We start from the raw sequence: 10,501 nt of genomic DNA on the forward strand, positions 1-10,501 counted from the left end.
GAGATCGCCTCCATGGTGCTGACCCCCGAGGTCGTCGAGGCCGTCGACCCGCTCCCCGTGCTCGCCGCCGGAGGCATCGGCAGCGGCGAGCAGATCGCCGCCGGACTCGCCCTCGGCGCCCAGGGCGTATGGCTCGGCTCGCTCTGGCTCACCACCGAGGAAGCCGACCTGCACTCCCGCGCGCTGACCCGCAAGCTCCTCGCGGCGGGCTCCGGCGACACCGTCCGCTCCCGCTCCCTGACCGGCAAACCCGCCCGCCAGCTGCGCACCGAGTGGACCGACGCCTGGGACGACCCGGACGGCCCCGGCACCCTCCCCATGCCGCTTCAGGGGCTGCTCGTCGCCGAGGCCGTCTCCCGCATCCAGAAGTACGAAGTGGACGCCCTGCTCGGCACGCCCGTCGGCCAGATCGTCGGCCGGATGAACTCCGAACGCAGCGTCCAGGCCGTCTTCGACGACCTCACCGCGGGATTCGAGCGCGCCATCGACCGCATCAACCGCATCGCCGGACGCGCCTGAGCGCGGAGAGGAGCGCCTTTTCATGACGCAATCCCCGAACGGCTTCTGGGCACAGGCGGCCGCGGACCCCGGCCGTACGGTCCTCATCGCGCCCGACGGCGAGCAGTGGAGCGCGGGCCGGCTGCACGCCGACTGCAACCGGCTCGTGCGCGGGCTGCGCGCCGCCGGACTCGAACGCGGCGACGCGTTCGCGGCCGTGCTCCCCAACGGCGTCGAGTTCTTCACCGCCTATCTCGCCGCCTCCCAGGCCGGGTTCTACCTCGTGCCTGTCAACCACCACCTCGTCGGCCCCGAGATCGCCTGGATCGTCGCGGACTCCGGCGCCAAGGTGCTCATCGCGCACGAGCGGTTCGGCGAGGCGGCGACCGCGGCGGCCGACGAGGCGGGCCTGCCCGCCACCCACCGCTACGCCGTCGGCGGCACCCCCGGCGCCCCCGGCATTCCCGGCTTCCGCCCGTACGACGCCCTCCTGGAGGGGCAGTCCGAGACCCCGCCCGAGGACCGCACGCTCGGCTGGGTCATGAACTACACCTCCGGTACCACAGGCCGCCCGCGCGGCATACGCCGCCCGCTGCCCGGCAAACCACCCGAAGAGACGTACCTCGGCGGCTTCCTCGCCATCTTCGGCATCAAGCCCTTCGACGACAACGCGCACCTCGTCTGCTCGCCGCTCTACCACACGGCGGTCCTCCAATTCGCGGGCGCCTCCCTGCACATCGGGCACCGGCTGGTACTGATGGACAAGTGGACGCCCGAGGGCATGCTGGCCGCCATCGACCACCACGCGTGCACGCATACGCACATGGTGCCGACCCAGTTCCACCGGCTGCTCGCACTCCCGGAGTCCGTACGGGCCTCATACGACGTCTCCTCCATGCGGCACGCCATCCACGGCGCCGCCCCCTGCCCCGACCACGTCAAGCGCGCGATGATCGACTGGTGGGGCACCTGCGTCGAGGAGTACTACGCGGCCAGCGAGGGCGGCGGGGCCTTCGCCACCGCCGAGGACTGGCTGAAGAAGCCCGGCACCGTCGGCAAGCCCTGGCCCATCAGCGAACTCGCCGTCTTCGACGACGACGGCCGCAGGCTGCCCGCGGGCGAACTCGGCACCGTCTACATGAAGATGAGCACCGGCGGCTTCGCCTACCACAAGGACGAGAACAAGACGCGGAAGAACCGGATCGGCGACTTCTTCACCGTCGGCGACCTCGGCTATCTCGACGAGGACGGCTACCTCTACCTCCGCGACCGCAAGATCGACATGATCATCTCCGGCGGCGTCAACATCTACCCCGCCGAGATCGAGTCCGCGCTCCTCGCCCACCCCGCCGTCGCCGACGCCGCCGCCTTCGGCATCCCCCATGACGACTGGGGCGAGGAGGTCAAGGCGGTGGTCGAGCCCGCCGAGGGACACTCGGCGGGCCCGGAACTGGCCCAGGAGATCCTCGCCCACTGCGAGCGGACGCTCGCCGGCTACAAACGCCCCAAGACCGTCGACTTCATCGAGGTCATGCCGCGCGACCCCAACGGCAAGCTCTACAAGCGGCGGCTCCGCGACCCGCACTGGGCGGGCCGGGAGCGCGCCGTGTAGCCCGTCACGGCCTGTCAAGGGCGGGAGATCACCTCAGCGCTCGCTCACCCGCACCACCCGCAGCTCCGGCGACGCGAGGACGTCCTTCGCGCAGAACCGCTCCTTGACCATGCGGCCCGCCGAATACAGCCGCGTCTGGTCGCTGTAGTGCGGCGAGTTCGGGTTCGAGGACTGCGAGTACGTCAGCAGCGTACGGGCGACCGGGCAGCCGCTCCCGTCGAAGCCGACCGCCTGGATGTAACTGGAGCCGTGGACGACCTCGCTGTAGCCGCCCTTCGCGGAGTCCCAGTCGGCCTCCGTCTTGTTCCAGACGCCCAGCGACTCCGTACCGCCCGACACCGGGATGCGTTTGCCGCCGCGCACCACGAACTGGTGCTCGCCCAGCGGTGCGTCGAGCGCGATATGGGCCGACCGCAGCTCGCCGACCGCGTCCGCGAGCGAGCGCGCGAACAGCGGATCGGCCGTGTTCAGGGTGTTGGGGGTGCCTACGGGATCGGCGGCGGAGAACGGCACCTGCCACAGTTCGTGGTCCGGCCCGGCGTCCGAGAGCCGCTGCCAGAAGCGGTCGAAGAGCAGCGCCCCCGCGCTGTCGGTCCGTACCGTACGGTCCCAGTCGGCCAGCACGTCGCAGGCGTCCGAGACGTCCACGCGCTTGCCGTGGCTGTCCACCGCCGTGCCGCCCGGCAGCGCCGCGCACGCCTTCGCCGCGTCGGCCGCGGCCAGATCGGCGGCGGGCACCCGGTTGGCGAACTGCTGCTTTTGCAGATCGGCAACGGTCAGCCGGCCTCGCTCCGCCATCGCCTCCACGTCCTCGATCGCACCGCGGGTGCGCATCGAGCGCTCGGTGCCGAAGTCGCCGAAGACCCGCGGGTAGCCGGTGAGCGGCCGGTCCAGGTTGGCCAGCCAGGCGCTGTCGTTGGAGTTCTCCGCGTACGGCGCGTCCCCCAGCGTCGGCATCGCCGACGGCCCGAAGATCCCGCCCTGCACGGCGTCGGCGTCCTTGCCCAGCCCGCAGGAATCGCGCGAACCGTCCAGCACCGCGAGGCCCGACACCGGATAGATCCGCTTGCCCAGCTCCGTGGAACAGCGCGCGAAGAGCTCGTCCGTGACACGCGGCAGCACCTGCGACTGGCTGAAGAGGCTGTGGCCGCCCGAGTCCGCGGCGATCGTGTTGACCCAGGGCAGGCCCTGCACCTTCAGCGCGTCACGGACGCCGTCGACACTGCGGGCCTTGCTGAGGCTCAGCCCGGCGTCGCCGAACCGCAGATTGGCGGCGTTGGCGTCGTCGAGCGCGTACGCCGAACCGCCGCTCCAGGGCAGCTGGATACCGCCGTAGGACGTGGTGACGGGCCCGTAGCGGGTCCACCACTGGGAGCGGGTGACCTCGGTGGGGCTGCCGTCCGCGCCCCGCGACGCGACGGTGACCGTGCGCTCGGTCATCTTCACCGGCTCGCCGTCCACCAGGTAGGACGTCGGATCGCCCGGTACGAGCTTGAGCTCGCGCAGCGTCAGCGGTACGCCCATGGCGACCGTATGGCTCCACGCGATACGGGAGTTGTGGCCGATGGAGATCGATGTGGCGCCGAGCAGCGAGCCGCCCGCGGCGTCCAGCTCGCCCGGGATGGTGACCTGGGACTGCCAGAAGCGGCGGCCGCCGTGCCAGGGGTAGTGCGGGTTGCCGAGCAGCAGGCCGCGCCCGTTCGCGGTGGTCTCCCCGCTGAACGCCACGGCGTTGGAGCCCATGTCCGAACGGTTCTGCCCGAAGAGCCCGCGCGCCGCCTCGACGGGGTCCTTCGCCGGCTTCGGGGCTTTCGCCCCCGCGGCCGGCGGCCGGGCCCCCGTGATGCCGTCCGCGGCCGCGCCCTGCCCCGACAGCAGGGCCAGGGCGTAGCCGTGCCGGGCCACGTCCAGTTCCGTGATGGGCTTGACCCAGGCCGCTCCCCGGCAGACCGGATCGGTGACCTGGTGCTGTCTCAGCCACGCGTTGTAGCCGGCCGCGTAGCCGCGCATCAGCTCCTTCGCCGGTTTGCTGGGCCCGGCCGGCGCGGGCTGGGCGAGCAGCTTCTCGACCGTGCCCGCGTCCTTGAGACCACGGAAGAAGAGATCGCTGGTGAGATTCGTGGACGCGGACGACAGGGAGTAGTCGGTCTTGGCGTCGGGGCCGAAGTAGCGCGAGCGCTCGCCGCGCCCGGTGACGAACCCGTCGGCCAGCACGCAGACCTGGTCGGCGGCCTGCGCCCAGCCCTCGCCGAAGCCCAGGTTCGGATAGTCCTTGGCCACGATGTGCGGAATGCCGTACTCCGTGTAGCGGATGACGGCGGACAGTCCGTCGCCCGAGGCCCGGTGCGCACGGTCCGGCTCGGCGGCCGCGGCCCCCGGCGGCAGCACGGTCGATACGGTCAGGAGCGCGGCGCCGGTGAGCACCAGCCCGCGCAGTCGGTTGCGTAAAGTCAACTTTCCCCCAACAAGCCAATGCGATACGGATGTTGCCGGATAGTGCCAAGCAGGGGAATTGTCCCCGATGGGGGGCGTGTGACGGGAGGGGGCGGTGCGGCACCGACTCCGGTTCCTGTCCTCAGGCCCCTCCCTGTCCTCCCTGTCCTCCCCGTCCTTCCTGTCCTGTCTGTCCTCCTCCCCGGCGTGACCACTTGACCCGCGCCCGCGCCGCGCACAAGATCCGACCATGACCGGAGGAGTACGCAGCAGCACGGTGGACGACATCCTGCGGCGCAGCGCCCGGCGGGTGCCCCACCGCACAGCGGTGCGGTACGGCGAGCGGGCCTGGACCTACCGGGAACTCGACGACGCGGTGACCGTGGCCGCCGCCACGCTGATGTACCACGGCGACCTGGCGAGCGGCGCCCGCGTCGCCGTGTACGGGCACAACTCCGACGCCTATCTGATCGCCTTCCTCGCCTGCGCCCGCGCGGGGTACGTCCATGTGCCGGTCAACCACCACCTCACCGGTGAGGATCTGCGGTACGTCATCGAGCAGTCGGGCAGCTCGCTCGTCCTCACCGACCCGGCCATCGCACACCGGCTGCCCACGTCCGTACCGGTCATGGCGCTGCGCGACGCCACCGGCTCGCTGCTGGAGGCCGCGCGGGAGCGGAGCGCCGCCGGCATCCTCCTCGCCGGGGGCGGCGACGGCGAGCAGGTGGTCCAGCTCCTCTACACCTCGGGAACCACCGCCGATCCCAAGGGCGCGATGATGTCGCACCGCGCCCTCGTGCACGCCTACGTCAGCGCCATCACCGCCCTGGACCTCGGGGAGAGCGACCGGCCGCTGCACTGCCTGCCGCTCTACCACTCGGCGCAGCTGCACGTCTTCCTGCTGCCCTATCTGGCCGTGGGCGCGGAGAACACCATCATCGACGAGCCCGATCCGTACCGGATCTTCGAACTGGTGGGGGCGGGCCGCGCCGACAGCTTCTTCGCCCCGCCCACGGTCTGGATCGCGCTCGCCGGCCACCCCGAGTTCGTCAACCGCGACCTCAGCGGGCTGCGCAAGGCGTACTACGGCGCCTCGATCATGCCCGTACCGGTCCTGGAGCGGCTCCGCACCCGCCTTCCGGAGCTGGCCTTCTACAACTGCTTCGGCCAGAGCGAGATCGGCCCGCTCGCCACCGTCCTCGGCCCCGACGAACACGAGGGCCGCATGGACTCGTGCGGCCGCCCGGTCCTGTTCGTGGAGGCCCAGGTCGTCGACGAGCGCTGCGTCGAGGTGGCCCCCGGCGTCACCGGCGAGATCGTCTACCGCTCGCCCCAACTGTGCGACGGCTACTGGAACAAGCCGGAAGAGACCGCCGAAGCCTTCCGCGACGGCTGGTTCCACTCCGGCGACCTCGCCGTACGCGACGCCGAGGGCTACCTCACCGTCGTCGACCGGGTCAAGGACGTCATCAACTCCGGCGGCGTCCTCGTCGCCTCCCGCCAGGTCGAGGACGCCCTGTACGAGCACCCCGCCGTGGCCGAGGCCGCCGTGATCGGCCTCCCCGACCCGCACTGGATCGAGGCGGTCACCGCCGTCGTCGTCCAGCGCGGCCCCGTCGGCGAACAAGAGCTGATCGACCACGTCCGCGAACGTCTCACCCACTTCAAGGCCCCCAAACGCGTCCTGTTCGTCCCCGAACTGCCCCGCAACGCCAGCGGAAAGATCCTCAAACGAGAACTGCGCGACCGCTTCGCGTCGGAACGCTGACTCCGGGCCGGCGAAACGGCCCGGATGGCACAGGCTCTTACGACGTCTGACGACCTCTTAAGACGGCCTGGCGTCCACGATGCGTTTGAATTTGCCGACCGAGCGTTCCAGGGTTTCCGGGTCGACGATCTCGACGGCCACCGATACCCCGACGCCGTCCTTGACGCCGGAGGCGATGAGGCCGACCGCTGCCGTGCGCTGCTCGGGTGAGGCACCGGGCCGGGCCTCGGCGCGTACGGTGAGGTGGTCCATGCGGCCCTCGCGGGTCAGGCGGAGCTGGAAGTGCGGGGCGATGCCGGGAGTGCGCAGGACGATCTCCTCCACCTGGGCCGGGAAGAGGTTGACGCCACGGAGGATGATCATGTCGTCGCTGCGGCCGGTGATCTTCTCCATGCGGCGGAAGGGGGCGGCGGCCGTGCCCGGCAGCAGTCGGGTGAGGTCGCGGGTGCGGTAGCGGATGACCGGCATGGCCTCCTTGGTGAGCGAGGTCAGCACCAGCTCGCCGTGGGAGCCGTCGGGCAGCGTCTCGCCCGTGATGGGGTCGACGACCTCCGGGTAGAAGTGGTCCTCCCACAGGTGCAGACCGTCCTTGGTCGCCGTGCACTCCTGTGCCACGCCCGGACCGATGATCTCCGAGAGGCCGTAGATGTCGACCGCGTCGAGGGCGAACCGCTCCTCGATCTCGCGGCGCATCTCCTCCGTCCACGGCTCGGCCCCGAAGACCCCGACCTTCAGGGACGTGGAGCGCGGATCGACGCCCTGGCGCTCGAACTCGTCGAGGAGGGTGAGCATGTAGGACGGCGTCACCATGATGATCTCGGGGCGGAAGTCCTGGATGATCCGCACCTGGCGCGCGGTCATGCCGCCGGACGCCGGGATCACCGTGCAGCCGAGCCGCTCGGCGCCGTAGTGCGCGCCGAGGCCGCCGGTGAACAGGCCGTATCCGTACGCCACATGGACCTTGTGGCCCGGCCGGGCGCCGGCGGCGCGCAGCGAACGGGCCACGACCTCGGCCCAGACGTCCAGGTCGCGTTCGGTGTAGCCGACGACGGTGGGGAGGCCCGTCGTGCCGCTGGAGGCGTGGATGCGCCGGATGTCGGACTCGGGGACGGCGAACATCCCGAACGGGTAGTTGTCCCGCAGGTCAGCCTTGACGGTGAAGGGGAAGCGCGCGATGTCGGCCGGCGTCCGGCAGTCCTCGGGAGCCAACCCCGCCGCGTCGAACGCGCGCCGGTAATGGTCCACGTTCTCGTACGCGTGGCGCAGCGTCGCGCGCATCCGGCGCAGCTGGAGCGCTTCCAGCTCCTCGCGCGACATCCGTTCCGCGTCGTCGAGGAGATCCTGCGGACCCGTCATGACATCACCGCCCCAATGAGCCGACCGATCATTCGGTCGCCGTGTCTCCGATCAAATAATCAGGAGCGGAGCCGTGCGTCAAGGATGGCGGCCGGCCTGTGGATAAGTGGGGCGCGGGCCGGAAGTCCGGCATACGCGCCGGTCACGGGCCCGCCCCCGCACCCCGCGCCCTCACCCCGCCTCGGCGGCCTTCTCCTTGGCCCAGCGGTAGTCCGCCTTGCCGCTGGGGGAGCGCTGGATATGGTCGGTGAAGACCACGCTGCGCGGGATCTTGTACCCGGCGAGCCGGGTGCGGCAGTGCGCCTGCACGGCCTCCGGGCTCAGCGGCCCGGCCCCCTCGCGCGGCTGCACGACGGCCGCCACCCGGTTGCCCCAGCGCGGGTCCGGTACACCGGCGACCAGCGCGTCGTACACATCCGGATGGGCCTTCAGTGCCTGCTCGACCTCCTCCGGGTACACCTTCTCGCCGCCCGTGTTGATGCACTGCGAGCCGCGCCCGAGCACGGTGACCACGCCGTCCTCGTCGACGGTCGCCATGTCGCCGAGCAGCACCCACCGCTCGCCCCCGGCCTCGAAGAACGTCTCGGCGGTTTTCTTCGGGTCGTTGTAGTAGCCGAGCGGCACATGGCCGCGCTGCGCCAGCCGGCCGGGCTCGCCGGGGGCGACCGGCTCGTGGGTCGCCGGGTCGACCACGGCCGTACGGTCGTTGACGCGCAGCCGGAACCCCCGGTCGGGGCCCGAGTCCTCGGTCGCGGTGCCGTTGAAACCGGACTCCGAGGAGCCGAAGTTGTTGAGCAGCAGCACGTTCGGCACGAGCTCCTGGAACTGGGCCCGCACGGTCTCCGACAGGATCGCGCCCGAGCTGCTGACGGTGAACAGCGATGAGCAGTCGGTGCCGCGCAGCGGGCCGCCGAGCGCGTCCACCAGGGGGCGCAACATCGCGTCCCCCACCAGGGAGACGCTGGTGACCTTCTCCTTCGCGATGGTGCGCAGTACGTCGTGCGGTACGTACTTCCGGTGGATGACCACCTTCTGACCGAAGTCGAAGGCGATGAAGGCGGTGAGCGTGGACGTGCCGTGCATCAGCGGCGGGGCGGGGAAGAAGACGAGGCCCTCGCCGCCCGCGGCCACCCGTTCCGCCAACTCCTCGGGGCGCTTGACGGGTTCGCCGGTCGGCGCGCCGCCGCCGAGGCCGGAGAAGAAGAGGTCCTCCTGGCGCCACATGACGCCCTTGGGCATGCCCGTGGTGCCGCCGGTGTAGATGATGATCTGGTCGTCCGCGGACCGGGGCCCGAAGCCGCGCTCGGGCGAGCCGGCGGCCTCGGCCTCGGCGAAGCCGACGGGCGCGATACGGGGTTCCGGCGCGCCCTCGGGGGCCGGGCCGACCCGTACGAGGTGGCGCAGCCGCTCCGCGCGCGGGAGCGCCGCCGCGACCCGTCCGGTGAACTCGCCGTCGAAGACGAGCGCCACCAGGTCGGCGTCCCGGTACAGATAGGCCAGCTCTTCCTCCACATAGCGGTAGTTGACGTTGACCGGGACGGCGCGGATCTTCAGACAGGCCCAGAGCGTCTGGAGGTACTCGACGCCGTTGTAGAGGTGCAGGCCGACGTGGTCGCCGGGCCGTACGCCGCGTTCGGCGAGGTGATGGCCGAGCCGGTTGGCCGCCGCGTCGAGCTGTGCGTAGGTCAGCCGGCGTTCGGCCCCGGTGCCCGGGTGGTCGGCGAAGACCAGCGCCTCGCGGTCGGGCACGGCGTCGACGATCGATTCGAAGAGGTCGGCAAGGTTGTACTCCACGTGTCCTCCAGATCGGGGCTGGCAGAGCGGGGCCGGCGGGCCGGGCCGACGGGGCGGCCGAGCGGCTTGGCGGTCATTAGAGCGCCAAGCCGTACAGGTGGGAAGGGCGCACACCGAAGAAAACTGACTGACTGTCAGATAACTCTTGTACTCGCACCCCGCCTGCTGCAACCTGTTCTAGGTCTTGAGACGAGAGGACTTGCCATGGGCGGGGAAACGGAACACCTCGGCGTGGAACGCGTCGGCGCCACACTGGTACTGACCCTGAACCGGCCGGAGGCGAAGAACGCGCTCTCCCTGCCGATGCTGGTCGGGCTCTACGACGGCTGGCTCGCCGCCGACGCGGACGACGACATCCGCTCGGTCGTGCTGACCGGCGCGGGCGGCGTGTTCTGCGCCGGCATGGACCTCAAGGCGCTGGCCGGAAAAGGCATGGGCGAGAAGTACCGGGACCGCCTCCAGGCCGATCCCGACCTGCACTGGAAGGCGATGCTCCGCCACCACCGGCCGCGCAAGCCCGTCATCGCGGCCGTCGAGGGACACTGCGTCGCGGGCGGCACCGAGATCCTCCAGGGCACGGACATCCGCGTCGCGGGCGAGAGCGCCGTCTTCGGCCTCTACGAGGTGCGCCGCGGCCTCTTCCCCATCGGCGGCTCCACGGTCCGCCTCGCCCGCCAGATTCCGCGCACCCACGCGCTGGAAATGCTGCTCACCGGACGCCCGTACCCTGCCGCCGAGGCCGCGCGGATCGGGCTCGTCGGCCATGTCGTGCCGGACGGCACGGCGCTCGCCAAGGCGCTGGAGATCGCCGAGGCCGTCAACGCCAACGGGCCGCTGGCCGTGGAGGCCGTCAAGGCGTCGGTGTACGACACCGCCGCCATGACGGAGGCCGACGGGCTCGCCCACGAACTGGAGCGCGGCTGGCCGGTATTCGACACCGCCGACGCCAAGGAAGGCGCCCGCGCCTTCGCCGAAAAGCGTCCACCGGTCTTCCGGCGGGCCTGATGCCCGGCCCGCGCCGCGTCACAGCGCCCGTACGC

Annotated in this window: 7 protein-coding genes; 4 read left to right on the forward strand and 3 right to left on the reverse strand. The window is 71.2% G+C overall.

Going from position 1 to position 10,501, the window contains the following annotated elements:
* The coding region (locus tag ACFU99_RS18985; RefSeq protein ID WP_384393207.1) for an NAD(P)H-dependent flavin oxidoreductase at positions 1–519 on the forward strand (519 nt) is incomplete at its 5' end.
* 22 nt (positions 520–541) lie between these two features.
* Positions 542–2,110 carry an acyl-CoA synthetase gene (locus ACFU99_RS18990; RefSeq protein WP_384393210.1) on the forward strand — a complete coding sequence of 523 codons (1,569 nt, stop codon included), beginning with the start codon at positions 542–544 and terminating at the stop codon, positions 2,108–2,110.
* A gap of 33 nt (positions 2,111–2,143) precedes the next feature.
* Here the strand turns inward: ACFU99_RS18990 and ACFU99_RS18995 are convergent, their stop codons facing one another.
* Entirely contained in the window at positions 2,144–4,564 is a 2,421-nt protein-coding gene (locus ACFU99_RS18995) for a penicillin acylase family protein (RefSeq protein WP_384393213.1), read from the reverse strand.
* A 229-nt stretch (positions 4,565–4,793) separates the two neighbouring features.
* Between ACFU99_RS18995 and ACFU99_RS19000 the strand changes: the two genes are divergently transcribed.
* Positions 4,794–6,311, forward strand: coding sequence for a fatty acyl-CoA synthetase (locus tag ACFU99_RS19000; protein WP_384393216.1), 1,518 nt, complete (start codon positions 4,794–4,796; stop codon positions 6,309–6,311).
* Positions 6,312–6,368: 57 nt separating this feature from the next.
* Here the strand turns inward: ACFU99_RS19000 and paaK are convergent, their stop codons facing one another.
* Complete coding sequence (gene paaK / locus ACFU99_RS19005) at positions 6,369–7,667, reverse strand: phenylacetate--CoA ligase PaaK (RefSeq protein WP_384393219.1); 1,299 nt, start codon at positions 7,665–7,667, stop codon at positions 6,369–6,371.
* 171 nt (positions 7,668–7,838) lie between these two features.
* The gene (locus ACFU99_RS19010) at positions 7,839–9,461 is read right to left on the reverse strand and encodes an acyl-CoA synthetase (RefSeq protein ID WP_384393222.1); all 1,623 of its coding nucleotides are present in this window, start codon (positions 9,459–9,461) and stop codon (positions 7,839–7,841) included.
* Positions 9,462–9,665: 204 nt separating this feature from the next.
* Here ACFU99_RS19010 and ACFU99_RS19015 point away from each other — a divergent pair, with 204 nt between their 5' ends.
* Positions 9,666–10,466, forward strand: coding sequence for a crotonase/enoyl-CoA hydratase family protein (locus ACFU99_RS19015; protein ID WP_384393225.1), 801 nt, complete (start codon positions 9,666–9,668; stop codon positions 10,464–10,466).
* Positions 10,467–10,501 lie beyond the last annotated feature (35 nt).

The organism is Streptomyces sp. NPDC057654 (assembly GCF_042800135.1).
Taxonomy (GTDB): Bacteria; Actinomycetota; Actinomycetes; order Streptomycetales; family Streptomycetaceae; genus Streptomyces.

Excerpts from the sequence above, each read along its gene's own strand:
- ACFU99_RS18990 (WP_384393210.1), top strand. The coding sequence starts at position 542 with ATGACGCAATCCCCGAACGGCTTCTGGGCACAGGCGGCCGCGGACCCC.
- ACFU99_RS19000 (WP_384393216.1), top strand. The coding sequence starts at position 4,794 with ATGACCGGAGGAGTACGCAGCAGCACGGTGGACGACATCCTGCGGCGC.
- paaK (WP_384393219.1), bottom strand. The coding sequence starts at position 7,667 with ATGACGGGTCCGCAGGATCTCCTCGACGACGCGGAACGGATGTCGCGC.
- ACFU99_RS19015 (WP_384393225.1), top strand. The coding sequence starts at position 9,666 with ATGGGCGGGGAAACGGAACACCTCGGCGTGGAACGCGTCGGCGCCACA.